The organism is Thiobacillus denitrificans, from assembly GCF_001530125.1.
In the GTDB taxonomy this organism is placed as follows: Bacteria; Pseudomonadota; Gammaproteobacteria; order Burkholderiales; family Thiobacillaceae; genus Thiobacillus; species Thiobacillus denitrificans_C.
In genome coordinates, this window is sequence record NZ_LDUG01000015.1 from 1 (window position 1) to 25890 (window position 25890).

The window sequence follows — 25890 nt, forward strand, 5'->3', positions numbered from 1 at the left end:
GCCGGGATGTCGTTCAGCTCAACCGTGTACGGAACTGAAATCAGGTTGCCTTTCTTGACATTGAACTGGAACGGCTGGTCGTCGGCGGTGAAATCGCACAGGTATTCGACGCCCAGCTCGGCCAGCAGGTCCGGCGTATTGAAGGTCTCGCACAGGAAGGGGCCCAGCCAGCCCTTGGTCTTGCGGCCCAGGCGCTTCTCCATCTCGGTGAGCACGGTACGGATGATCTCGCGCTCCTCGGGCTCGTCCTTGCCGCTCAGGAAATTCGCCGGCGCGTTGTTGATGCCGTGGCCGATCCAGGCCCAGTTGCGCTTCTCGCCTTCCTCGATGATGCGCGGATATTCGCGGATGATGTCGGAGTTCAGGCACACCGTGCCGCGATAACCATAGCGGTCCATCATGTCCATCATGCGCCACAGGCCGACGCGGTTGCCGTAGTCGCGCCAGCCGTAGTTCAGCGCATCCGGCGTGAACTTGGCGGTGCCGGGCACCAGCGCGGTGCCCGCAATGTCTTCCGGAAAGTGCTCGATGTTGATGTAGGGCACGATCGCCACGCGCGCCCCGTTGGGCAGCTTCATCGGCTGGCGGTCGATGATCGGGGAGTAGTCGTAACGGCGGGTCTGGGTCAGTGGGTTGCTCATGTCAATGCTCCTTTGTGCTTATGGGTTAGCGCGATACTGCGCGCAGTTTTTTCAGGTAGTCGATTACTTCTGTCTTCATCACGACATCGCCGTACTTGCCGTTGATGTCGAACAGGTTGGCCTCGTGCACGTCCGGATGGCGGTCGCCGACGCAATCGCGCACGACGATGGTCCGGAAACCGTACTGAACCGCGTCGACCGCGCTGGCCCGGATGCAGCCGCTGGTGGAGCAGCCGATCAGGATCACCGTATCGACCCGCCTGGCGTTCAGCGTGGCCACCAGGCTGGTCCCGAAGAACACACTGGCATAGTTTTTGGTGATGACGGTTTCCTCCGGCCGGGGCAGCACTTCGTCGCAGGTCTGCGCATAGGGATTGCCCTCGACCAGGCATTTGAGCACCGGCGCCTTGCGGATCCATACCCCGCCGTCGTCGAATGTGATGGGGTTGTAGCGCACGATCGTGTGCAGCACCGGGATCTTCGCCGTGCGCGCCGCGTCCAGCAGTTCGACGCTTTCGCGCACGGCGGGTGGCACGCCAGGCGCGAACAATGGCGAGCCCTCGGTGGTGTAGCCCTTCATGAAATCGACGACGATCAACGCCGGCGTGTCACCGAACCCGATCCTGTTGTCCCAAACGCCTGCGTAATTGCTTTGTCTGTCCTGTGCCATGTGATCTCCTTTTTCCGTTACTAAAATTTTGCTGTGACGAACTCGCCGTGAACACGGTCTGAATAAAACGCTGTGAGCAAGCCTCCTTTCAGTGAAGTGAATGATCGGGGTTAGTTGTTGGCCTTTGTGATCCGCCGCAGCAGCGGCACGGCGAGCAGCAGCAGACCGAGCACGCGCACGACATGAAACGCCGCGACGATCGCCACCGGCTCGCCGAGCGACGCGGCGGTGATGCACATCTCCGCGATGCCGCCCGGGATCGCTCCCAGAATCGCGCTGTTCTCGCTCAAGCCCCAGCGGTGCGCCAGCAGGAGGCCCAGCAGCGCGCTGGCGCCGATCGCCGCCACGTTCAGGATCGTGGAAGTCACCAGCAGTCTGGGCAGCCGCGCCAGCGACTCGCGCCGGAAACGGCTGCCCAGACTCCAGCCGAGAAGCAGTTGCGCCGTATCGGCCAGGGCAGGGGCTGGCGCCGCGACCGGCACACCCAAGGCCGTCGCGGCTGCGGCGGCCACCAGCGCGCCGACAAACCAGCCCGTGCCGCCAATCAATCGTTTCAGGCTCCAGCCGCCCCCCAAGGCAATCAGCAGCAGCCACAACTGGCCCTGCACCTCGTGCGTCACCGGATCGGGCACGGGCGAGCCCATGCCCGGCAGCAGGAGTCGAAACGCGGGTGGAACCAGGATCACCACCAGGCACAGGCGCACCGTCTGCACCAGGGCGACTTGATCGGTGCGCGCACCGTGCTCCTGGGCCAGGCGGGCCATCTCGCCGGAGACGCCCGGCATTGCGGCGAGAAAGGCCGTCGCCGCATCGAGCCGGGCCCAGTGCCGCAGCAGCCATGCCAGCAGCAGGCCGAGTGCAAGGGAAAAGACCGTGGCGACAACGATGGCGCCGGCATGCGCCGTCAGTTGCGCGGCTGCCGCGGGCGTGAAGCGGGCGCCGACCGCTGCGCCGATCAGCCACTGCGCGATCAGAAACAGCAGCGGCGGACAACTCACGGGAAAACGCGTCATCGCCAGGCAGGCTGTGCCGACCAAGGCGCCGGTCACCCAGGGCAGCGGCCATCCCAGCGCCTGCCACAGCAGACCGCCGGCCAGGGCCGCCAGCGCAGCGCCGGCAAGCCTCATGCCGGGTGCCAGCGTGCTGGCGTGGTCCATGGGTTTCAATGGCCCCACCGCCGCAGTTGGCGACGACCAGCGCGCCGCGAATACGGCCGGTCGTTGCTGGAACGAAGGGCTTCATGTTGCATCAGTGCCCGGCCGGATCGGCACGCAACCAGGGGCGATCCGCCAGCCGCCGCGCCTCGAACGCCGCGATTTGCTCGCGGTGCTGCAAGGTGAGCCCGATCTCGTCCAGCCCATTGAGCAGGCAATCCTTCTGAAACGCATCGATCTCGAACGTGAACGATGTGCCGTCGGGCGTGCGCACGCACTGCGCTGGCAGATCGATGTGCAAGCGATAGCCGGGCGTGGACGCAAGCTGTGCGAACAGCGTGTCGACCTGCGCGGCAGTCAGGCGCACCGGCAGCAGACCATTCTTGAAGCAGTTGGAGAAAAAGATGTCGGCAAAACTCGGCGCGATCACGACGCGAATGCCATGGTCCAGCAGCGCCCACGGCGCGTGCTCCCGGCTGGAGCCGCAGCCGAAATTCTCGCGGGCCAGCAGGATGGTGGCGCCCGCGTACTCGGGACGGTTCAGGACAAAGTCGGGGTTCGGTCGTCGGAGCGCGTTGCTTTGTTCATCGCGGTAAGGGTCGAGGTAACGCAAGCCGTCGAATAGATGTGGTCCGAAACCGGTGCGCTTGACCGACTTCAGGAATTCTTTCGGAAGAATGGCGTCGGTATCGACATTGGCGCGATCCAGGGGGATGACGATGCCTTCGTGCTGAGTGAATTTGTCCATTTGTCAGCTCCTCAGCCGTGAAATTGGCGAATGTCAACGAAGTGCCCGGCAATCGCGGCTGCGGCGGCCATCGCCGGGCTGACCAGATGCGTGCGGCCGCCGGCGCCCTGGCGGCCTTCGAAATTGCGGTTCGACGTGGATGCGCAGCGCTCGCCGGGATTGAGGCTGTCCTCGTTCATGCCCAGGCACATGGAGCAGCCGGGGTCGCGCCATTCGAAGCCGGCTTCGATGAACACGCGGTGCAATCCTTCGGCCTCGGCCTGCGCCTTGACCAGGCCGGATCCCGGCACCACCAGCGCCTGCTGAATTCCGGGGGCAATATGCCGGCCGCGCACGACCGCCGCCGCCGTGCGCAAGTCCTCGATGCGCGAGTTCGTGCACGAGCCGATGAAGACCTTGTCGAGCGGGATGTCGGCGATTCGCACCCCGGGCTCCAGGCCCATGTACGCCAGAGCCCGCGCCATGCCCGCGCGCCTGACCGGATCGTGTTCGCCATCCGGATTGGGCACCACGCCTTCAATCGACGTCACCATCTCTGGCGATGTGCCCCAGGTGACTTGGGGCGCGATCCTTGCCGCATCCACCTCGACCACCCGGTCAAACACCGCCTCCGGGTCGCTGGTCAAGGTGCGCCAATAAGCCACGGCTTGGTCCAGTGACTGGCCCGTCGGGGCGAAAGGGCGACCAACGCAATAGTCGATCGTCGTGTCGTCCACCGCCACCATGCCGGCGCGCGCACCGGCCTCGATCGCCATGTTGCAAAGCGTCATCCGCCCTTCCATGCTGAGTGCGCGCACCGCCGGGCCGGCGAACTCCATGACATGCCCCGTTCCCCCGGCGGTTCCGACCAAGCCAATGAGTGCCAGGGCCATGTCCTTGGCGCTGACGCCCTGCGCCAGGCTGCCCTCGAAACGCACCAGCATCGTCCGCGCTTTTTGCAGGGTGAGCGTCTGGGTGGCGAGCACGTGTTCGACCTCGGAGGTGCCGATGCCGAAGGCCAGCGCGCCGAGCGCGCCGTGTGTCGCGGTATGCGAGTCGCCGCACACCACCGTCATGCCCGGCAGGGTGAAGCCCTGCTCGGGTCCGACCACATGGACGATGCCCTGGCGCGGATCGTGCAGGCCAAACTCGGTGATGCCGAACTCGGCGCAATTGGCGTCCAGCGTCTGCAACTGCAGCCGGGACAGCGGATCGGCGATCTCGCGGTCGCGGTGCGAAGTCGGCACGTTGTGATCGGCCACCGCCAGGTTGGCGGCGATGCGCCACACCTTGCGCCCGGCCAGCTTCAAGCCCTCGAAGGCCTGCGGCGTGGTCACCTCGTGCAAGAGATGACGATCAATGTAAAGCAGGCCCAGGCCGCTGCCCACTTCGCGGATGAAATGCTCATCCCAAAGTTTTTCGTAGAGAGTCCGTGCTGGCGTCATTTTTTGAGGGTCTCGTAGTGGGCAAGTTTTTCGAGATAAGCCGGCGCGCCGATGATCTCGATGAAATCGGCGAAGTCCACATGACGCTCGGGGTTCACGAGGCGCCCCTGGCTGCGCAATTCCGTCAGCGCAGCCTGCATGGCGCGGGTGGCGGTGAAGAGCGTCGCCACCGGATAGATGGCGATCTTGTAGCCTAGGCTTTCCAGCTCGCGATAGGAGAGGTAGGGCGTCAAGCCGCCCTCGGGCATGTTGGCCAGCAGCCAGGCGCCGCGGAATTCGGCGGCGATGCGTTCCAGCTCTTCAACGTTTTGCGGTGCCTCGATGAAGAGGACGTCGGCACCGGCCTTCAGGTACGCCTCGCCGCGCCGCAACGCCTCGTCGAGGCCAGCGACGGCGCGCGCGTCGGTGCGGGCGATCAACACCGTCTCGGGATCACGCTGGGCCGCCTTCATGACACGAATCTTCGCCACCATCTCGCTGGCGGGGACGACTTCCTTGCCGGCGAGATGTCCGCAGCGCCGGTTCAGGTCCTGATCTTCGAGTTGCAGGGCAGCGGCGCCCGCCTGCTCGTAGAGCTGCATGGTGCGTTCCAGCTGCAGCGCGTTGCCGAAGCCGGTGTCGGCGTCGGCAATCAAGGGGATGCCGACCGCCCGGGCCATCTGCGTGATCTGGTCGACGAACTCCGAGCGCGTGAGCAAGCCGAGATCCGGCAGGCCGGCGCGTGAGGCCGAGACGCCGAAGCCGGTCATGTAGACCGCCGGAAATCCTGCCTGCTCCACCAGCTTGGCGGAAAGGACGTCGAATGCCCCGGGGGCCACAACAATGCCGGGCGCATTCAGCACTAAACGAAGGGTTTTGCTGGTCGTCAACATGGAGCTTCCTTGGGGGATGTCGTCAGGACTCGACCTGCGCCTTGCCGTGCGACATCCCGTGAATTTCAAGAAGGCGCGGGGCGATTTTTTGCCGCCCCGCGCAGGACCGCGGGCTTACTGCCCAGCGGCTTCCAGCTTGCCGAGGCTTACATCGTCAGCCGTCCAGGGGCTGTTGGTCTTGACGTCGGGGGCGTTGACAAAGATCGTCGCGTGCTTGCGCTTGAAGTCGATCGTGTGTCCCTGACCGGAAATATAGGTCTGCACACCGTCCTCGCCCTTGAGGGGGCGTCCCGAGAAGAACAGCCACTTCCAGAATTCGCCCTTCTTGTCGTAGGCTTCGCCCATGTAGATGCGCGGATAGGCCACGTCCATGTACATGATCTTCTTGCTGTAGGGGTGGGCATCGGGTGCCACCGCTTCGATGACATGCACCTCGCGCGGCTCCCACGCGTCCACCGGGTTCCAGTAAGGCGGATTTTTGAGGTCCACCGTCGGCCAGGCGTCAGGCGTTCCTTTCTTGCTCAGGTCGGACGAGTTCGACTGATGCGCGACCGCCAGTATCCAGCGCTTGCCGACATACTTGAAGGACTTGTACCAGCTCGGACGCGCGTCCCAGACTTCGAGGTCATCCTTCAACTGGTCGGTGCCGCCGATCGGGTCCATCCACGCGCCGCCCGGCAGACGCCGCGTGCGCCGCGAGGACTTGATGTAGACCGAATTTTCCTCGAGCTGCGGTCCGTCGTAACGGATCGTAAACAGCCCAAGGCCCTTGACATCCTGCGGATAGGTGGCGAAGAGCAGCGTCTTGGCGAACACGCTGCCGTCGCCTTCCACCGGGGTGTTCTTGCCCGTCAGACGGTTCTTCATGAAGTAGCGGGAGAGTACCCAGTTTTGCGTGCGCTCGAGCCCCTTGTCGCCGTCCACCAGCAGATAGGTGAAGTTGAGGTTCATCACCTGTCCCACCGGCGCACCGTAATAGAAGTTCCAGACCAGCTTGGCCGCGTAGTTGGGGTCCGAGGACGCGACATCGGGGAACGGAAGGCCTGCCTTGTAGCCGCTCACCTCGTTCATCGCTGCGTCGTACTTCACCTCGCCCGCATATTTCTTCGTCGCCTCGACCATCTTCGGGTCCATGGTGATCGGCTCGGACTTGCGCAGCTTGATGGTAAGCCCCCAGTTGCGGATCTGCCACTCCACCTTCTCGGGAACCATGCTGGCGATGGTTTTGCCCTCGAAGGTTTCATTCTTGACCTGGTCGAAGTTGGCCTTGCTGATCACTGTTCCCGCCGGCAGTTCGGCGGCGATGGCTGTCGCACCGCAGGCTGCAAAGGCGGCCATGGCGATGCTGATTTTGTATTGCGTTTTCATCGTGTATCCTTTTTGGTGAGTGGCCATCAGAACTGACGGGTCAGCCGGAAAGCCAGCTGGTTGTTGTTGGCGAAGTAGCCCATCAGGGCGGTTTTGTTTTCGACTTGTCCGGGCTGCTTGTTGCGGCCCCCGTTAAAGAACAGATTGGCCTCTGCCTTGAGGCGCCATTTATCGCCCATGACGAACTCGACACTCGGGATCAAGAAGCCGCCGCCGTAGCTGGCATCCCAGCCGGCCGCAATCGCCGGGTTGATGCGGTCGTTGTCGTAGTTCATCGCCAGGATCATGGTCAGCATGGTGCTGTCGCGTTTGCGCGATGCGCCGTAACCTGCCAGAAAGACGATGTCGTCTTTCTGGTTAAAGTCGAGCACGCGCGTATTGAACAACTGCACCGAGAAGAATGACGGACGGCTGGTGCCGATCAGCGGGCTCAAGTTGACCTGCTTGTCGATGCGGAACATCGTCACCAGCGTGTTCTTGAGCGTCACACCGGCGAAACCCGGCAGAAAGCCGCCGCCGAAGTTGCTGCCGTAGTTGAACGGTACATCCTTGTTGTAGACGATCTCGGTGCTGAGCACGGCGTCGAGCGCTTCCGAGTAGCCGCTGGCGGTGGCCCCCAGGACGTCGATCTTGGGATAGATGAAATCGCCCAGCAGGCCCTTGGGCGCGACCTTGTAGGGCGTGCCGCCGATCAGCGCGCTGGGGTTGACCACCGGGTCGTTGTTGAAGGTCTTCATGTAAGCGACCGAGTAGTTGAGTCCCGCTGCCTCACCCGCCCAGCGCATGCCACCCGTGACGTCCTTGATGTTGCCGTCCGGATGGTCGTAGTCATAGTTGGTCAGATTCATCCCGGGCACGGGGCTCGGACCGAAAAAGTTGACGCCCTTGTTGGGTTGATTCGCCCAGCGCCCGCCCGACAGGTCGTAGGTGTTGCCAATGTCCTTGCCGCGGTCCCAGCCCGGCCGGACAATCGCCTGCAGCGAGCCATTGGCCTCGGGCACCTGGATGCGCATATTGCCCAGGATCAGCGGCTTGCGCAGCTCCTCGTTCTCCACCTCGAGGAAGGAGCGCCAGCGGTAGTCGAAACCATGCACCACGTCGAGGGCGCGGAAGAAGTCGGTTTCTCCCCACACCACCTGCTGCTTGCCGAGCCGGAAATTCACGCGATCACCGACAGGAAAGTCGACATACAGCTCACGCATGTCGGCGTTGTTGTACTCGTCCATCAAATTGCCGGCTTGCCCGGGCAAATTGTCCAGGCGTTTCATGTAGCCGGTCTTCGCCTCGCGATCAAGGCGGGCAATCGCCTTCAGCTTGATGCCAGCGCCGAGCTTGGCGTCGGCATCAAGCAGCAGGGAGCCGCGCAGCATCGACAAATCGTATCTGTCGTTCTGCGCAGTCTCGGGTGGATTCTGCAGGTTGAACGACGCCGAGCCGCGCAGATAACCGCCCATCGTGAATGTCGGTTCCGCCCCATCGTTCTCGGCCGCAGTCACCGAACCCGCGAGCGACGCCAGCAGCAGGGCTGCCGCGATCTTGCGGGGTTTGGTGGAACAGAATGAATTTCCTCTTCTCTTCATGATTGTCTCCTCTTGGTTATTGCCAGTTAAAAAGATGCTTCCCCGCTTCGCATCAAGCAGTCGCCGTGGCTTGAACGCCCGTCTCTGCCTGTTTCCGAACTCCCCGTTTGAACACGAATGCCGGCTTGAGCACGACGACGAGCGCCGGCATCAGCAGCAGCGAACTCGCCGCCGAAATAAACAGCCACAAAGCCATCAGCATTCCCATCTCGGCCTGGAAGCGGATCGAAGAGAAGTACCAGATGACCACGCTGGTGATCAGCGTCGCCGCCGTGACCAGCACGCCCCTGCCGGCGCTGAGCAGAGAGCGTTCAATCGACCCGAACAGCGTATTGCCCTTGTGCAGCTCTTCCCGGATCTCGTCGACCACGTAGAACGCGTAGTCCACGCCGAGGCCGATGCCCAGCGCCGCGATCGGCAGGGTGTTGACGTTCATGCCGATGCCCATCCAGGCCATGAAGGCGAAGGTGAGCGTGTTCGACAGCAGCACCGGCACCATGAAGAACATGCCGGCCGCGAGCGAGCGGTAGGCCACGGCGCAGCAGATCACCAGCACCAGCAGGGCCAGGGCAATGCTTTCGATCTGCTTGGCCAGGATGATTTCGTTGGCGGCGGCCAGCACGCCGATCAGCCCGCCGGCGAGCTGGAAGCGCACCGGGCTGTCGGGGTGCTTTTGCGCGAACTCTTCCACGCGCGAGACGGCGGTACGGATCGTCTCGCCTTTATGGTCGCGGAAGAAGATGGTCACCGAAGCGTCCTTGTACTGGGGTTCGACAAAGCGATCGATGTCGCCCGGGTCGGTGCCGGAGGTGAAGAGGTACAGAATCTCGCCGTTCTCGCCACTGTTGGCGCCGAATTCCTCGTAACGCGGGTTGCCTTCGCGCAGGATGCGCTTCATCACCGGCACCAGGTCGGCCATGGACACGGTGCCGCCGACCTCCGGCTGGTTTTCCATGAAAGCCTGGAAGGCTGCCATGGTCGCCAGCGCCTTGGGCTCCTTGAGCGAGTCGGTCCCCGCACCCGAGACGACAACGAACATGCGGTCGGCACCGGCGAAGCGCTGGTTGATCGCCGCCGCGTCGAGGTTGTAGCGCGAGTCACCCCACAGGATGGGCGAACCCGGGTTGGCGTCACCCACCTTGAGATTGAAGGCGTAAATCCCCGAGGCGACGAAAAGCACGGCAGTCAGCGCAATGACGACGTAGCGGGCCCGCGTGGTGGCGACGCCAATGCAGCGTTGCAGCAGCCAGCGCAGCACCGGCTGGATATTGACCGGATGGGCGTAGCTGTTCGGCTTGCGGATCCACGACAGCAGAACGGGCGTCAGCACGCAGGCGCTCACCGCGATGGTGCTCACCCATACCGTGCCGATGACCGCCACTTTCTGCAACAGCGGAATGGGGGTCAGGATCACGACGATCATGCAGCCGGCATCGGCAATGACGCCCAGCATGCCGGGCTTGAACAGGGCCGTCATCGCCGCCTTGGCGGCCGCTGTCGAGTCCGGCGCGCCCTTGGCCAGCTCGTCGTCGTAATGGATGACCAGCTGGACCGAGTGCGAAATCGCCCGCGCCGAGATCAGGAAGGCGACAACGATCACCAGGGGGTCGAGGTGCAGGCCGGCAAGCCGCGCCGCGCCCAGCGCCCAGACCGCGCTCACCACGCCCGCCAGCAGGGGCAGCAGCGTGCCGCGCCAGGTGCGCGCGGTGAAGAACAGCAGCACAATCAAGGCAGCGATGGTGATCAGGAAGATGCGACCGGTCTCGGGCAGGTAATGGTTCACCCAGCCATACAGCATCGGCTCGCCGACCACCCTGACAGCGACCCCGTCGCCCTCGACCGAGCGCGCGATCTTGCCGATCTGGTCGAAGATGCGGTCGTAGCGCACCTCCTTGTCGTAAAAATCGACGGTGATCAGGGCCGCCTTGAGATCGCGCGACACGTAGGCGCCGTAGATCAGCGGGTTGTGCAGCACCGCTTCCTTGAGCTTGGCGACGTCCTCCGCGCTCTGCGGCACCGACGGCCACATCAGCGGCTTGATGTCGATGCCTTCGGTGGAAGCACGCACCTCCTTGGCCTTCTTGGCGGCCAGCGAGATGATCTGGAACTGGTTCACGCCCTCGATGTATTGCAGGTCCTGCGTCACCTTCTGGACCTTGCTGAGCACGGCCGGCTTGAAAATGTCGCCGTCCTCCACCTCCAGCATGATGCTGACGAGGTTGGAGCCGCCGAAGTTCTGCTTGAACTGCTCGTGCACCTTGATATAGGGGTGATTGGCCGGCAGCAGGTCGTCAAAGACGGTCTTGATCTCGATCCGGACCGCCAGGACCGCCATGAGTGCGGTGATCAGCGCGATCACCGCCACCACCAGGACACGGCGCCGGATGCAGAACTCGACGAAACGGAAGAGACGACCCTGATGCTCTTGGGAAGGGTTCATGCCTGGTTTGTGGGAAATCACTTGAATTGCTCCAATTTGTTGTCTTGACCGACGGCGGACAGCGTTGCGCCCGCCAGATACAGACGGTCGGCGTGCGCCTCGATATCGGCATGCCAGGCATAGCTGTTTTCCGCCAGACGGCGCACCTCCCAGGTCTGCGCGTCCGCAGGCGCCCGCAGCAACAGCCCTTTGTCGCCCACAGCCGCCCATCCGGCGTTATGGGCGGTGACGGCAAACAGATGCTCACGGGTGCCGGAAGACACAGCGCGCCAGCTCTGGCCGTCGTCGGTCGACAGCAGCACGACGCCGTCCAGGCCGACGGCCACCGCCAGTCGGCCGTCGGCGGAGAACGCCACGCCGAGAAGGCTGCTCTTGACCGGGCTGGCGACGTCCTGCCAGTTGCGACCGCCGTCGCCGGAGCGGCGGATGCGGCCGAACTCGCCAGCCAGGATGAGGGTGTTTTCGCGAGCGGCAAGGTCGTTCCAGCCGACGTCTTCCCGCTTGCCGATACTGTCCCAGGCAGCGCCGAAGCCCGTGGCCGAGAGCACCAGACCGAACTCGCCGACGGCATAGACGCGACCGTCGGCAGAGCGTCTGACACGGATCAGCTTGCGCCCCGCCGCCTCGGCGGGCAAGCCGACCGCGGCTTGCCAGGAGCGGCCGCCGTCGGCGGACTGCAGAACCGTGCCGTCGTTGCCCACGACAACGGCCCGCTCAGCATCCCAAGCCGTGATGGACTGCAGGTTCGCATCCGTCGCCGCAGGTTGCAGCAACCATTTCCTGCCGTCATCGTCGCTGCGCACGATCTTGCCGCCGCGCCCGACCGCCCAGATCACGCCATCCGCTGGCATGGCCACGCCGTAGAAGGCATCCCTTGGCGCGAGCACCGGCGGGGCCACGCTGGCGCCCACCGAGGCGGGCTTGATGAAGATGCCGGCGTAGAGCAAGCCGCCGATCACGGCGAAGGGCATCACTGCAGATAGCAGGCGCCACACTTTGTTCACTGTCATTTGTTTTTCCTGTCCGTCTCGCTCAGTGCGCCATCGTTGCCGCGCGCGCGGCGCTCATCCTGGGCATCGAGCCAGGCTGCGGTGCGGCCGCCGATAGGCCGCTGGACCAGTTGCCCGGCCAGGACGACCGCCTGGCGCAGCTTTTGCAAGTCGATGCCGGTGGCGAGGCCGCACTGTTCGAACATCAGCACCAGGTCCTCCGTCGCGGCGTTGCCGGCGGCGCCCGGCGCGAAGGGGCAGCCGCCGAGGCCGCCCAGGCTGGCGTCGAACTTGCGAATACCTTGTTCGAGCGCCGCCCATGCGTTGGCCAGCGCGAAGCCGCGGGTGTCATGGAAATGCGCCGAGAGACGCCCGGCGCCGAAGCGCGCCACGCATTCCTTGAGCAAGCCGGAGACGGCGCGCGGTGCGGCGGCGCCGATGGTGTCGGCGATGACCACTTCGGCGGCACCGGCTTTGAACATCGCTTCCGCCAGACCGAGCACGCCCGCCGGCGCCACCCGGCCCTCGAACGGGCACTCGAAGGCGACGGCGATGTAGGCCTTGGCGCGCATGCCAAGGCCAAGCGCTCCGCCAATGGTCTCGCTGCTGGCTGCGAGCGCCTCGCCGAGACTCATGTTGATGTTGCGGCGGTTCATGGTGTCGGTCGCTGACAGCACCACGGCAATTTCCTTGACGCCGGCAACGCGCGCGCGCTCCAGGCCGCGCAGGTTGGGCACCAGCGCTGAATAGGCTATATGCCCGGCCTGCGGCAAGCGGGGATAGAGCGCGTCGGCGTCGGCCATCTGCGGCACGGCCTTGGGCGAGACGAAGCTGGTCGCCTCGATGGCGCGCAGGCCCGCGTCGGCCAGCGCCGCGATCAGGCGCAGCTTGTCGTCGCAACTCACCGTCACCGGCTGGTTCTGCAGCCCGTCGCGCGGCCCCACTTCATTGATGAGAACTTGATCGTTCATGGCGTGTCCTGCGTGGCGATCAGGCCGGTTGCCGGGGCTGCGCGGGGCTGCCCATCCAGTTGGCGAACACCGGCGAGCGCGGGGGGTCGAAGCTGGTTTCGGCCTTGCAGCGCGCCTTCAGCTGCTCGATGGTGCCGCCCCGGTTGAAGAGCTCGATGGGCGGGCGTGTGGCGGCGATGTCGGCGCGCAGGGCCTCGGTGGCCGCCAGGTCCAGGCTGAAGTCGCTGCGCACCACGACACCGTAGGCGCGTGCGCCATCGACCGAAACCAGGCCGCGCTCGACATCGGTGGCCACGCGCTCGGCCGGGCGCTTGAGCGGGTCGCCCCAGCCGCCGCCGCCCCAGGTGTTGAAGTACAGGATGTCGCCTTCCATGACCTTGATCCGGTCGCACTTGGAGGGCAGCCATTCACGGCTGCCGTCCTTGCGTACCAGCTCCTTGGTGCTGCGCGCGCCGGGGTTGCCGCCGTTGACACCCCAGGGATAGGTCAGCCAGCGGTCATCGTGGATCGAGATCTCCCCCGGCTCCAGGAACTCATAAGCGGTGCAGACGCCGTTGCCGCCCCGGTGCAGGCCCGCCCCGCCCGAGTCGGCGATGGCTTCGTAGCGCACGATGCGCAGCGGAAAGTAGCTTTCCAGGAATTCGTTGGGCACGTTGGTGAACGAAGGCCACAGCGAATGGCCGTCCGGGCCGTCGCCCGCGGGGCGGCCCGGAATGCCGCCGAAGCCGATCTGGAACAGCTGGTACCACTCGCCGCTTTTGTTGTAGCCCGAATACATCAGGTGCGGGCTGTCGGAGAAACCCGCAGCGTTCAGCACGTCGGGCGAGCCCTGGCCCAGCAAGCCGCCCATGATGTCGAAGATGCGGCCCAGCAGGTGGGTGCGGCACGACAGCGCCGCCGGGCGCTTGGGCTTGAGGATGCTGCCTTCGGGAATCTTGACGTCGACGAGCTCGTAGAAGCCGTCGTTGAACAGGATCTGCGGGTCGAAGATGTTGATGAAGAACGCGCCCAGGAACATCTTGAACATTTCTTCGTTGAGGAAGAAATTGACCGAGCTGATCGACTGCGGATCGGTGCCGGTGAAGTCGAAATGGGCGATGTCGCCCTCGCGCCACAGACTGCAGGCGACCTTGTACGGCCCCATGCCGACGCCGTCATCGTCGATGTAGTCCTCGAAGTAGGCCTTTTTCTCAGGCACCACCATCTTGATGATGGCGCTCATGGCGCGCTTGTTGCGGTCGAGCATCTCCGCCATTGCCGCGATGTAGTGGTCCACCCCGAAGCGCGCGACGATTTCATGCACCCGGCGCTCGGCCAGGCGCAGCGAGGCCAGCATGGCATTGAAGTCGGAGCGGTTCCACTCCGGCACGCGCGAATTGCGCAGCAGCAGGTTGAGCAGCTCCTTGTTCAGCACGCCTTTGCGCACGATCTTCACCGGCGGAATCTGCAAGCCTTCCTCGAAGATCTGCGCCGCGTCGGTCGGCAGGCTGCCCGGCACCTTGCCGCCGTTGTCGGTCATGTGGCCGAACATCGCGGCCCAGCTGACCAGCCGGCCGTCGTGAAAGATCGGCATCAGCGTGAGCCAGTCGTTCAGGTGGCTCACGGCGCCGTTGCAGGAGTAGGGGTCGTTGGTGAGGAAGACGTCGCCTTCCTCGATGGTGTCGTCGTAGTTCGACACAAAGCCGTGGATGAACGAGCCAAACTGGCCGACGACCATCTTGCCTTCGTTGTTGGCGATCATTGGAAAGGCATCGTGCTGTTCGCGGATGCCGGGCGACATGGCGGTGCGAAACAGCACGGCATCCATTTCGGCGCGGGCGTTGCGCAGTGCGTTCTCGATGATGTCCAGCGTGATCGAGTCGAGGTCGACCGGCTGGAACGGGGCGGGGTTGGTCTGGATGATGTGAGCGGTCATGGCAATGTCCTGTTTTTGGCGTTCGCGCCGGTCAGACGTTGGGGCGGATGAGGATGTTGGCGACGGCATCCACCTCGCCGGTGTGACCCGGCAGGATCAGCGTGGTGGTGTCCATCTGGCAGACGATGGCCGGACCGGGAATGCGGTCGCCGGCCTTGAGTCGGGCGCGGTCGTAGATCCTGGCGGCATGGTCGGCGCCATCGACGAACACCGTGGCCTCGTCGATGATGGCGGCGGCCGGGTCGCCATTGCCGCGCGGCAACTGCTCGGCACGAACCTTGGTTTCCGGGCCTTGCACCACGGCGCGCAGGCTGACCACTTCGTGCGGCGCATCCAGTGCGAACGTGAACAGTTGCGTGTGCATGTCGTCAAAGCGCTTGGCCACGCTGGCAATGCCGCCCTGCACCAGCTCCTCGCGCGTCACCGGCAGCGTCAGGCGCATGCCCTGGCCGCGGTAGCGGATGTCGATCTGGAACTGCACGCTTTGCTGTTCTGGCGAAATTCCCTCGCTGAGCAGCGAGCGCGCCGCCGTGGTGGTCAGCTCGTCAAGAAGACCCAGCACTTCGGCATCGGAGATTTCGCTGATACGGCGAATGTAGGTGCGCGAGGCCTCGTCGCGCAGGCGCGTGGTGGCGTCCCCATAGGCGCACAACACGCCCGGCGCGGGCGGAATGATCACCGGCCATGACCCCATCAGGCGGCCCAGGGCATTGGCATGCAGCGGGCCGGCGCCACCGAAGGCCACCAGGGCGAAGTCGCGCGGATCGTGGCCCTGCTCGATGGACACCAGCCGCAGCGCGCCGAACATGTTCTCGTTGACGATGTTGATCACGCCCTCGGCCGCTTCCTTGGCCGTCTTGTTCAGCGGCCCGGCGATCGTGGCCATGGCGGTCTCGGCCAAAGCGCGATCAATCTTCATGTCGCCGCCCAGACGCGACGAGGAGGGCAGGTAGCCCAGCACCACATTGGCGTCGGTGACCGTGGGCTTGTCGCCGCCCTTCATGTAGGCCGCAGGTCCGGGCGAGGCCCCGGCGCTTTGCGGGCCGACGCGCAAGGCCTTGGTCAGTTCGGGCACGTAGGCGATGGAGCCGCCGCCCGCGCCCACGGTGCGCACATCGATCGACGGCGCGCGCACCGTGACGTCGGCCACCCGGGTTTCGCGGCGGGTCTGCGCAACCTCTTTTTCGATCAAGGCCACGTCAGTTGACGTGCCGCCCATGTCGAAGGTGATCAGGTTGGGGAAGCCCGACTCGCGCGCAATCCACTGCGCACCCGAAACGCCGCCGGCCGGCCCGCTCATCAGCAGGTTGACCGGGCTCTTGCGGGCCGCTTCCACCGACGACAGGCCGCCATCGGAACGCAGCACATGCAGCTGCACATCCTTCATTTTCGATTTCAGCTCGCGGTGCAGGTTGTCGATGTAGCGCGACACGACCGGGCGGATGTAGGAATTGACCACCGTGGTCTCGGCCCGTTCGTATTCGTACATCTCGGGCATCACTTCCGAGGAGATCGACACCGGCACCCCGGGCATGACCTGCTCGGCAATTTCGCGCACCCGCAGTTCGTGTTTGCCGCTGGCGTAGGCGTTGACCAGGCACACCGTCAGCGCCTCGATGTTCTTGGCCTTGAGGGCCGTCAGCGACTTTGTCAGCGCGGCTTCATCGAGCGGCTTGACCACCTCGCCGCGGGCGTCGAGGCGCTCGTCGGCTTCGATGGTGAGTTCCAGCGGCGCCATCAGGGCGCGCTTGTTGTAGATCACCCAGCCGCCCAGCCCGCCCGGCACGAAGGAGCGGGCGATCTGCAGCACGTTGCGGTAGCCCGTGGTTGTGACCAGGCCGACGCGCGCGCCCTTGCCTTCGAGCACGGTGTTGGTGGCCACCGTGGTGCCGTGCATCACGTGGGTGATGTGCTCGGGCGCGATGCCGTTCTGTTCGCAGATTTTGGCGATGCCGTTGAGCACGCCGATCGATGAGTCAGCGGGCGTTGACGGCACCTTGGCCGAAAAAGTCTCACCGCTGGATTCGTTGATCAGCAGCAAATCGGTAAATGTGCCACCGACGTCGACACCAAGTCGGTAGGTTGTCGTTGGGCCTTGATTCATGGGATTCTCCTGAAGTTTCGGATGGGAAGATGCGGCGATAGGGGTTGGCGCCGGGTTCACTGGATAGCGCCTGTCTTGCGAAGCGCTGACACGCGCTCGTCGGGGTAGTGAAGGACGCCCCGCAGCACGGCGTCGGTGTGCTCGCCGAGCAGCGGTGGGGCGGAAAACGATTCTTCGCCCGCATCCGAGAACTTGATCGGATTGCCGGGCATCTTCACGACCTCGCCCGACTGCAGCGTGACATCGACCACCATGTTGCGCGCCCTGACCTGGGGGTCGTCGAGTGCCTGCGCAAAGTTGTTGACCGGGGCGCAGGGGATGCGCGCCGCGCGCAGCTTGTCGAGCCAGTGTTCGGCCGTGCCGGTCAGCAGTTCTTCCTCGATCACCCGGTCGATCAAAGCCTTGTCGGCCAGGCGCGCTGGCTGTTGGCGATAGCGCTCGTCGCGTAGTTCGGGGCGGGCGAGGACCGTCAGAATCTGCTCGAAAAAGGCGTCGCCGATGCACGCGATGATGATGTGGCCGGTCTGGGTGCGATAGGTGTTGTACGGGACGTGCACGAAGTGCCCATTGCCCAGACGTTCAGGCACGATGCCCGACATCAGGTACATGGTGGCCATGTAGTTGAGCAGTGAAATCTGGACGTCTAGCATCGACACGTCCACATGCTTGCCCAGGCCGGTGCTGCCGCGGGACACCAGCGCCGCAAGCACGCCCATGGCGCCGAAGACGCCGCCCCCCAGATCACCGATCGGAATGCCCGAGCGCACCGGGCCGCTGGCCTCGGTGCCGGTGATTGACATGCCGCCGCCCATGCCCTGCACCACCTGATCGAAGGCCGGGCGGGCGGTCTCGGGGCCGGTCTCGCCGAAGCCCGAAATGGAGCAGGTGATGATGCGCGGGTTGATGGCGGCCAGGGTCTCGTGGTCGATGCGCAAGCGGCGCGTCACGCCGACACTGAAGTTGTCGATCACGACATCGGCCTGGCGCACCAGGTCGTAGAACACCGCCCGGCCTTCGTCCGACTTGAGGTCAATGCAGACGCTTTCCTTGCTGCGGTTGAGCGTCAGGAAATAGGCACCCATGCCCTGGCGCGCATAGTCGCTACTCTGGGCCAGTAACTGGCGGGTGCCTTCACCGCTACCGGGAGGCTCGACCTTGATCGTGCGCGCACCCAGGTCGGTCAGGAGCATGGCGCCATAGGGCCCTGACAGCATGTGCGTGAGATCAAGAATAAGGACATTGGCCAATGATTTCATTGAGGGTTTACCCTTGATGGGTTGTTGCATGGAATTTGTATCGAAACAAATCAGCAATTAGCGTGCCATCAAGGGTTGTTATCAGCAAGCCGTTGATTTATATTGAAAACCTTTTTCAATCTCGTGTTGGATACCCGGAATTTGTTTCATGTACTTGTTACTTGGAACGTCGCGAAACGTTGTTGAAACAAGGGGTTTACCCCCGTTTAAGATCAGGCTAAAAAGGAAATCCAGTCATGCAGTCTTTGCAAACCGGCCCGCTGCCACGCATTTGCGTCATCGGCTACAAGGGATTGACCCGGATCGTTCATTCGGTGCTGCCGGAATATGCCGGGCGCGCCGACATCGAGGTCATCGACGAAGTGTTCGAGCAGGCCAATCTCGCAGCCCGGCAACGCGAACGCGACCGGCGCGTCGATGTGTTCATTTCAGCCGGCGCCAATGCAGCCATCCTGAAATCGACCCTGTCCACCCCCGTGGCCGCGATCAAGGTCAGCGGCTACGACGTGTTGGTGGCGCTGCTCAAGGCGCGCCAGATCTCCGAGCGCGTGGGGCTGGTGACCTACCGCGACACCGGGCGTGAACTGGCTTCCGTCAAGGCCCTGCTCAAGCTGCAAATCGACCAGCTCGCCTACCAGACAGCCGACGAAGCGCGCGACTGCTTCATGAGCCTGGCCGCAGCCGGCCACACCGTGATCGTGGGCTCCAGCGTCGTGGTGGAACTCGCCGAGCAGCAGGGCCTCCACGGCATACTGACTTACAGCGCCACGGCCGTGCGATTGGCGCTGGACGATGCGCTCGACCTGGCTCGGGTTTCACGCCTGGAAGCGGCGCGCCACGAGCGTTTGAACAGTGTGCTGCAGCATCTTCAGGAAGCGGTTCTGGCGACCGACGAGGCCGGCCGGATCACCGCCGTCAACCCGTCCATGGAACAGTTGCTGGACTGCTCTGCAGCCGATGCCCTCGGCAAGCTGCTGTCCAGCATCGCTCCGCCGCTGTCGCTGAAAGCCGTGCTGGAATCGGGCCAGGATGAAATCGGGCAGGTCATCGAGTTCAACCATCAGGCCTTCATTGCCAACCGGATTGCGATTCGCGAACGCGGCGGCCTGGCCGGCGCCGTGCTGACGCTCTACGACGCCAAGAACATCCGCCAGGCTGACACCCGATTGCGCGTTGCAGCGCGCGCACGCAAGCCGGTTGCGCGCTACTTTTTCGACCAGATCGCGGGCACCAGCCCGGCCTTCGTGCGCGCAAAAAAGCTGGCGCAAGGCTATGCCGCGACCGTCTCGACCGTGCTGCTGACCGGCGAAAGCGGCACCGGCAAGGAACTCTTTGCACAAGCCATGCACAACGCCAGCCGCCGCAGCGGGAAGCCGTTCGTGGCGATCAACTGCGCCGCCTTTCCCGAGCCCTTGCTGGAAAGCGAGTTGTTCGGGTACGAGGAAGGCGCGTTCACCGGCTCACGCAAGGGCGGCAAGGCCGGCTTGTTCGAGGTGGCGCACACCGGCACGGTGTTCCTGGACGAAATCGGCGACATGCCGATCTCGTTGCAGACCCGCTTGCTGCGCGTGTTGCAGGAAAAGGAAGTGGTTCGATTGGGCAGCACGGACACCATTCCGGTGGATGTGCGCATCATCTCGGCCACCCATCAGCAACTGATGACCCGGGTCAAGCTGCGCCAGTTCCGCGAGGACCTGTACTACCGCCTCAACATCCTGAATCTGCACCTGCCGGCGCTTCGGGACCGCGCCGAAGACATTCCTGTCCTCGCGACCCTGCTGTTGCAGGCTGCGTTGCTGCGGTTAGCCTCCCCACTGCGGGCCGATACGGTGATCGAAAGCATCGAGCCCCTGCTCTGCCGTTATGCCTGGCCCGGAAACGTGCGGGAGCTGGAAAATATCACCGAGCGGCTCGCGGTGTTTCTGTCTGCGTATCCGGATCAATCGGCCATCGATCACAACGAACTGCGCATGACGCTCCCCGAGCTCTACGACACGGGAGAAGACGCGAGCGACCAGACGCGCATCTTGCTGACCGATCAGGCCATCCGCGATGCACTTGCCGCATTGAAGGGAAATCGTCACGCCGCAGCACAGCGGCTGGGCATCAGCCGGACCACCCTGTGGCGTCGTCTGCGTGCCATGGCCTGAGAAAGCGGGGACGGCAACACGCGTAGCCTTAGATCGGTTTACTGGTCAGTTTTCGGCCACCGTCAACATGCGCCATACCAGAAGTACCTTGAACTGCACTTTGAACAGGACGCGATGATGGACCGGCGAAAACCCTATGCAACTCAACCTGATCGATCAGGTCAACGGTAAATTCCAGGCTCGGTAGAAACCCTTAAACGCTTCAAATTGAAGAAATGTCCTATTGACAGAACAATAGGACTGTTCGTACGATCCGCTCATGTCGCCCGCCTTGCCCATGACCAAGTACCACCAGATTTACCTGGTGTTGCGCGAGCAGTTGCATGAAGGCAGGTTTTCCCAGGGAGTCCCCGGGGAGCTGGCTTTGATGCAGCAGTTTGGCGTGGCGCGCGTGACGGTGCGCCGGGCGCTGGAGCAACTGGCCGCAGAAGGACTGATCTCGCGCGAGCCGGGACGCGGCACGCGGGCGCTGGACCTCGGCGCATCCAAGGCCGTAACGCATGGTGAAGGGGGGCAACGCGCCCAGCTCACCGGTTTGCTTGAGAACCTGGTCAGCATGGGACTGAAAACATCCGTCCGCGTTCTGGATGTGGAGGTGGTGATGGCTTCTGTGAACGTGGCAGATGCCTTGCAACTGAAAGTGGGTGACCTGGTGCAGAAAGCGGTTCGGGTGCGCAGCACGCGGGAAGGCCCACTGTCCCACATCACAACGTATGTGCCGGCCGACATCGCCCGCCAGTTCGGGCGCCGCGAACTGGCCAAAAAACCCATTCTTGTCCTGCTGGAAGAGTCCGGCGTCACGGTCGGCCGTGCGCACCAGACCATTTCGGCGCGCCTGGCCGATGTCCAGGTTGCAAAACATCTGGATATTGCGGTCGGCTCGGCCCTGCTGGCGGTTCGCCGCCTGATCTACGACGACCAGGACCGCCCGATTCAATGGCTGCATGGCCTGTACCGGCCAGACCGGTATGAATATCAAATGCAGTTGTCGCGCGTTGGCAGCATCGATGCCAAGGTGTGGGTCAGCAAAGAGTTGTCCGCTCAGTTTCATTAATCAACGCAAGGAAAATGCCATGAGTACACGTCGCCATTTCATGTCCCAATCTGCTGCAGCCGCTTCGGCTATGGCATTTCCCCTGGTCGGGGGTGCGCAGCCCAGGACCATCAAGGTGGGCGTCCTGCATCCTGTCACGGGCGCGCTGGCCTATTCCGGCCAGCAGTGCCGGGTAGGAGCGCTCATGGCCATTGAGGACATCAACAAGGCGGGGGGCATCAAGTCGATGGGTGGGGCCAACATCGAGGCCTTGCTGGGTGATGCACAGTCCCAGCCGCAGGCGGGCGCCGCCGAGATTGAAAAAATGAATGAAGCCGGGGTCTCGGCGGTGGTGGGGGCATTCGCCTCGGCCATCTGTCTGGCGACCACGCAGGCCGCGGCGAAATACAACCTGCCCCACGTCGTTGATGTGGGGGTTGCCGACCAGATCATGGAGCGCGGCCTGAAGAACACCTTCCGCTTCGGGCCGGGCTATCGCAAGTGTGCCGAAGCGGCCGTCGCCAACCTGCATGTGCTGAACATGGCGGCGGGAAAGCCCGCGCGCACCGTGATGATTGTTCACGAAGAGTCGCTCTTTGGCACCGGCACGGCCAACCTGCTGGCGCGCGAATTGCCCGGCTACGGCTACGAGGTCAAGGAAGTCATCAAGCACGCGAACCCGACGCGCGATTTCAACAACATCGTGCTGCGGATGAAGGCGGTCAACCCCGACATCGTGATACCCGCCAACTACTACAACGAATACGCCTTGCTGGTGCGTACCATGCAGCAGCAAAAGATCAGCCCCAAGGCGATTTATTCGGTGCTGGGCGGCGCCGCGTCCAGCTACAAGTTTGTCAAGGAGTTTCCGGATGCGGCCAACGGCATCATTGACTGCAACCACTGGTTCAACCCCAAGGACAAGCGCTCGGCCGAACTCAAGAAGCGGGTCGAGGCCAAGGGCCTGTTTTTCAGTTACGAAGTGTTCATGACCTACACGGCCATGCGCCTGCTGGCCGACGCCATTGAACGCGCCAAGTCAAGCGACCGCGCAGCCATCATCGATGCGCTGGAGAAGAGCACCTTTGCCGATCACATCATGCCGTATGGCGCGACGAAGTTCGTCAACGGGCAAAACACCGGCGCCCAGCCCTTGATGACGCAAGTCGTCAAGAACGACATCAAGGTCATCATTCCGCGCGAGTACCGCGAAACCGATCCGGTGTTCCCGCTCAGAGCCTGAAGACCCAGTCGCTAAAGATGTTTGACTCCGGAATTCTTTTCCCGTCCCTGATCAATGGACTGACCACCGGGGCGGTCTATGCACTGATCGCTCTGGGCCTGACGCTGATCTACGGCGTGCTGCACATCATCAACTTTGCCCATGGGGCGGCGTTGATGGTGGCGCTGTATGCGGTGTACCTGCTCAAGGAGCGCTTCGGCATTGACCCCTATCTGGCGCTGCCCCTGGTGGTGCCCGGCATGTTCGTGCTGGGCTATGCCTTGCAGCGCCTGATCATCAACCGGGCCAGCCACGGCAAGGACGAAAACATCCTGCTGGTCACCTTGGGGCTGTCCATCGTCATGGAGAACGCCGCCCTGCTGTTTTTCAAGTCCGACACGCGCACCATCGAAACGGCTTACACGCTGACCACCGTGGCCATCGGCCCGGCCATGATTGCCTTGCCCAAACTGGTGGCGTTCGCCGGCGCCTTGCTGGTGTCGGGCTTGCTGCTGTGGATCGTCGGCAAGACCGATCTGGGTCGCGCGATTCGTGCGGTCGCCAAAGAAAAACATGGCGCCAAGCTGATGGGCATCGACGTGGACCATGTCTATGCCATGAGCTTTGGCATCGGCCTGGCATGCCTGGGGGCCGCCGCCTGCTTCTTGCTGCCGGCCTACTATGTGAACCCGCAGGTAGGCGGCGGCTTTGTGCTGGTGGCTTTCACCGTCGTCGTCCTCGGAGGCATGGGCAGTTTTGTCGGGGCCTTGCTCGGCGGCTTGCTGATCGGCGTGGTGGAGTCGCTGGGCGGTTTGTACCTGGGCGAGTCGCTCGGTCAGATCGGCATCTTTGCCATCTTCATTGCGGTGCTGCTGTTTCGCCCGCAAGGCCTGTTTGGAGCCAAAGCATGACGAGCGGCGGAAAAGAACTGGCGGGCATTTTTCTTTTCGTCGCGCTGGTTGCCGGCATCCCGCTGGCGACGGATTCCGGCGTCATTTTGAACTTCGTGATGATGGCGCTGTATGCGGCCCTGCTGGCCCAGGCCTGGAATATCCTGGGCGGCTTTGGCGGGCAATTTTCCTTTGGTCATGCGCTGTTTTTTGGCACGGGGGCCTATATTCAGGCCATCGCGCAATTGCAGGGTGGACTCAATGCCTGGCTGGCCCTGTTCATGGCGGTGGCCGGCAGTGCCGGGGTCGGCGCGCTGGTGGGGGCTTTGTCCTTTCGTTACGGCCTCAAAGGCTCGTATTTCGCGCTGGTGACGCTGGCGTTCGCCGAGGTGTTCCGCATCCTGGCCCTGTCGGTGCCCTTCACCGGTGCCGGGGTGGGCCTGATGCTGCCCTTGCACGAATCGTTCGCCAACATGCAGTTCGGCTCGCGCAAGGGCTATGTCTACCTGGTGCTGGCCTTTGTGGCGGCAGCCCTGCTGCTGACGTGGTGGCTCAAGCATTCGCGCTTTGGCGCCTACCTGCAGGCGGTGCGTGACAACGAAGACGCGGCGCGTGCCATCGGTGTCAATCCGTTTGGCGTCAAGCTCGGCGCGATTGTGCTGTCGGGCGGCTTGATGGGGGCCGGCGGCGCCTTCTATGTGCAGGTGTTCCAGTACATCGATCCCGGCATTGCCTATGGCCCCGGCACCTCGGTGGAAGCACTGGTCGCCGCCATCGTCGGCGGCATGGGGACGCTGTGGGGGCCGGTGCTGGGCGCGCTGGTGCTGCATGTCCTCGCGGACCTCACGCGCAACCTGTTCGGCCAGTTGCCCGGCATCAACATGGTGATCTACGGCATGGTGCTGGTGCTGATTGTGATGTTCCTGCCACGCGGCATCGCGGGGCTGGGGGCGACGGCGAAGTCGCTATGGAAAAAGAGCGGAGGCCGGCGTGGCTGAACCCTTGCTGGCCATCAAGGGCCTGTCCATCTCCTTCGGCGGTCTCAAGGCCGTGCAAAACGTCAGCCTGGACGTGCCCGAGGGCAGCCTGACGGCCTTGATCGGCCCCAACGGCGCGGGCAAAACTACGCTGTTCGCGCTGATGTCCGGCTTTTTGAAACCCGACAGCGGCACGGTGCAGTTTGCCGGGCAGGACATCACCGGTTGCGCCCCGCACCTCAACGCGCGCCGTGGCATGACGCGCACCTTCCAGATTGTCCAGCCCTTCGCGACGCAGACGGTGAGGGAAAACATCGCCGTGGGTGCGCATCTGCATCTCAAGGAACGGCGCAGTGCCCTGAGCCAGGCGGAAGAAGTGGCGGCCCGTGTGGGGCTGTCGGCGCAACTCGACAAACCGGCCTCCGACCTGACGGTGGCAGGCCGCAAGCGGCTGGAGCTGGCGCGTGCGCTGGCGACGCGGCCCCGCCTGCTGCTGCTGGACGAAGTGCTGGCCGGCCTGAACCCGCAGGAAATTGCGGAGATGATTCCCGTAGTGCGGGGCATCGCGCAAAGTGGTGTGACCGTGCTGATGATCGAGCATGTGATGCAGGCGGTCATGAACCTGGCGCAACATGTGTGGGTGCTGGCGCAAGGCCAGTTGATTGCGCAGGGCACGCCCGCTGAAGTGACCGCCGACGAGAAAGTGGTGGAAGCCTATCTGGGGCATGGCACGGCGGCGCGTCTGCGCGCCGCCGCCTTGGCAGGAGCGGCGACATGAGCGCGTTATTGGAAATCCGGGGCTTGCGCGGCGGTTACGGCCAGGTGGAAGTGCTGCGCGGCGTGGACTTGACGGTACAGGCCGGTGAAACGGTCGCGCTGCTGGGCAGCAACGGCGCTGGCAAGTCCACGCTGAACAACGTGGTCTGCGGCATTTATCCCGCATGGGCCGGCACGGTGCATTTTGATGGCAAGGACCTGAGCCGTGCCCATTACCGCGAGGTGGTCAAGGCCGGCCTGATCCAGGTGCCCGAGGGCCGCAAGGTGTTTCCCAACCTCACCGTGCTGGAAAACTTGGAGCTTGGTTCATTCACCCGGGCCCGTGAGCGCCGCGCCGCCAACCTCGACAAGGTGTTTGCCATCTTTCCCCGCCTCAAGGAGCGCCTGGCGCAACTGGCGGGCACCATGAGCGGCGGCGAGCAGCAGATGCTGGCGATTGGCCGCGGCCTGATGGCCGAGCCCCGCCTGCTGATTCTGGATGAGCCCTCGCTGGGGCTGTCGCCTTTGCTGGTGGACGAGATGTTCGGCCTGATCCGCCAGTTGCGCGAAGGCGGTCTGGCGGTGTTGCTGGTAGAGCAGAACGTGGGCCAGTCGCTCGAAATCGCAGACCGGGCGTATGTGATGGAAAACGGTGCGATCCGTTTTAGCGGTACGCCAGATGAATTGCTGGGCAGCGATGAACTGCGCCGTGCCTACCTGGGCCTTTGAT

At 63.8% G+C, this 25890-nt stretch carries 21 protein-coding genes and 1 pseudogene; 7 read left to right on the forward strand and 15 right to left on the reverse strand.

Going from position 1 to position 25890, the window contains the following annotated elements; genetic code table 11:
• The 15 genes and pseudogenes from ABW22_RS03795 to ABW22_RS03860 form a co-directional block, all read right to left on the reverse strand.
• A partial coding sequence (locus tag ABW22_RS03795) for a polysaccharide deacetylase family protein (RefSeq protein ID WP_059752094.1) occupies nt 1–641 on the reverse strand: 641 nt, incomplete at its 3' end.
• A 25-nt stretch (nt 642–666) separates the two neighbouring features.
• Entirely contained in the window at nt 667–1311 is a 645-nt protein-coding gene (locus tag ABW22_RS03800; protein ID WP_059752096.1) for an N-carbamoylsarcosine amidohydrolase, read from the reverse strand.
• A 110-nt stretch (nt 1312–1421) separates the two neighbouring features.
• Nucleotides 1422–1955: an AbrB family transcriptional regulator gene (locus tag ABW22_RS18235; protein WP_269083893.1), complete on the reverse strand. Its 534-nt coding sequence runs from the start codon at nt 1953–1955 to the stop codon at nt 1422–1424.
• A 21-nt stretch (nt 1956–1976) separates the two neighbouring features.
• Nucleotides 1977–2507, reverse strand: a pseudogene (locus ABW22_RS18240) (AbrB family transcriptional regulator); the annotation flags it as partial.
• 52 nt (nt 2508–2559) lie between these two features.
• Entirely contained in the window at nt 2560–3213 is a 654-nt protein-coding gene (leuD, locus tag ABW22_RS03810; RefSeq protein ID WP_059752098.1) for a 3-isopropylmalate dehydratase small subunit, read from the reverse strand.
• A gap of 11 nt (nt 3214–3224) precedes the next feature.
• Nucleotides 3225–4637, reverse strand: a complete 1413-nt coding sequence (leuC, locus tag ABW22_RS03815) for a 3-isopropylmalate dehydratase large subunit (RefSeq protein ID WP_059752100.1) — start codon at nt 4635–4637, stop codon at nt 3225–3227.
• Nucleotides 4634–5509 (reverse strand): isocitrate lyase/PEP mutase family protein, encoded by an 876-nt coding sequence (locus ABW22_RS03820; protein ID WP_059752102.1) that lies wholly within the window; start codon nt 5507–5509, stop codon nt 4634–4636. The genes leuC and ABW22_RS03820 overlap by 4 nt, the downstream gene beginning before the upstream one ends.
• A gap of 114 nt (nt 5510–5623) precedes the next feature.
• Nucleotides 5624–6877 carry a DUF1329 domain-containing protein gene (locus ABW22_RS03825; RefSeq protein ID WP_059752104.1) on the reverse strand — a complete coding sequence of 418 codons (1254 nt, stop codon included), beginning with the start codon at nt 6875–6877 and terminating at the stop codon, nt 5624–5626.
• Nucleotides 6878–6903: 26 nt separating this feature from the next.
• Nucleotides 6904–8457, reverse strand: coding sequence for a DUF1302 family protein (locus ABW22_RS03830; protein ID WP_202813906.1), 1554 nt, complete (start codon nt 8455–8457; stop codon nt 6904–6906).
• 52 nt (nt 8458–8509) lie between these two features.
• Nucleotides 8510–10897, reverse strand: coding sequence for an efflux RND transporter permease subunit (locus tag ABW22_RS03835; protein WP_059752106.1), 2388 nt, complete (start codon nt 10895–10897; stop codon nt 8510–8512).
• A 17-nt stretch (nt 10898–10914) separates the two neighbouring features.
• Nucleotides 10915–11907, reverse strand: a complete 993-nt coding sequence (locus ABW22_RS03840) for a WD40/YVTN/BNR-like repeat-containing protein (RefSeq protein WP_059752108.1) — start codon at nt 11905–11907, stop codon at nt 10915–10917.
• Nucleotides 11904–12857, reverse strand: a complete 954-nt coding sequence (locus ABW22_RS03845) for a hydroxymethylglutaryl-CoA lyase (protein ID WP_059752110.1) — start codon at nt 12855–12857, stop codon at nt 11904–11906. Before ABW22_RS03845 ends, ABW22_RS03840 begins: the two co-directional genes overlap by 4 nt.
• A 19-nt stretch (nt 12858–12876) precedes the next feature.
• Entirely contained in the window at nt 12877–14772 is a 1896-nt protein-coding gene (locus tag ABW22_RS03850; protein ID WP_059752111.1) for a hydantoinase B/oxoprolinase family protein, read from the reverse strand.
• A gap of 31 nt (nt 14773–14803) precedes the next feature.
• Nucleotides 14804–16876, reverse strand: coding sequence for a hydantoinase/oxoprolinase family protein (locus ABW22_RS03855; RefSeq protein WP_059752113.1), 2073 nt, complete (start codon nt 16874–16876; stop codon nt 14804–14806).
• A gap of 56 nt (nt 16877–16932) precedes the next feature.
• The gene (locus tag ABW22_RS03860; RefSeq protein ID WP_330218745.1) at nt 16933–18162 is read right to left on the reverse strand and encodes a CaiB/BaiF CoA-transferase family protein; all 1230 of its coding nucleotides are present in this window, start codon (nt 18160–18162) and stop codon (nt 16933–16935) included.
• A gap of 206 nt (nt 18163–18368) precedes the next feature.
• Between ABW22_RS03860 and prpR the strand changes: the two genes are divergently transcribed.
• The 7 genes from prpR (at nt 18369) to ABW22_RS03895 (ending at nt 25889) form a co-directional block, all read left to right on the forward strand.
• Nucleotides 18369–20282 (forward strand): propionate catabolism operon regulatory protein PrpR, encoded by a 1914-nt coding sequence (prpR, locus tag ABW22_RS03865; protein ID WP_059752117.1) that lies wholly within the window; start codon nt 18369–18371, stop codon nt 20280–20282.
• 259 nt (nt 20283–20541) lie between these two features.
• A complete protein-coding gene (locus ABW22_RS03870) occupies nt 20542–21336 on the forward strand; it encodes a GntR family transcriptional regulator (protein ID WP_059752119.1) in 795 nt (264 codons plus the stop codon).
• A gap of 19 nt (nt 21337–21355) precedes the next feature.
• Nucleotides 21356–22558 (forward strand): ABC transporter substrate-binding protein, encoded by a 1203-nt coding sequence (locus ABW22_RS03875; protein WP_059752121.1) that lies wholly within the window; start codon nt 21356–21358, stop codon nt 22556–22558.
• A 17-nt stretch (nt 22559–22575) separates the two neighbouring features.
• Nucleotides 22576–23448 carry a branched-chain amino acid ABC transporter permease gene (locus ABW22_RS03880; RefSeq protein WP_059752123.1) on the forward strand — a complete coding sequence of 291 codons (873 nt, stop codon included), beginning with the start codon at nt 22576–22578 and terminating at the stop codon, nt 23446–23448.
• Entirely contained in the window at nt 23445–24425 is a 981-nt protein-coding gene (locus ABW22_RS03885) for a branched-chain amino acid ABC transporter permease (RefSeq protein ID WP_059752125.1), read from the forward strand. Before ABW22_RS03880 ends, ABW22_RS03885 begins: the two co-directional genes overlap by 4 nt.
• Entirely contained in the window at nt 24418–25182 is a 765-nt protein-coding gene (locus tag ABW22_RS03890; RefSeq protein ID WP_059752127.1) for an ABC transporter ATP-binding protein, read from the forward strand. The genes ABW22_RS03885 and ABW22_RS03890 overlap by 8 nt, the downstream gene beginning before the upstream one ends.
• Entirely contained in the window at nt 25179–25889 is a 711-nt protein-coding gene (locus ABW22_RS03895) for an ABC transporter ATP-binding protein (RefSeq protein ID WP_059752129.1), read from the forward strand. The genes ABW22_RS03890 and ABW22_RS03895 overlap by 4 nt, the downstream gene beginning before the upstream one ends.
• Nucleotide 25890: the final 1 nt, after the last annotated feature.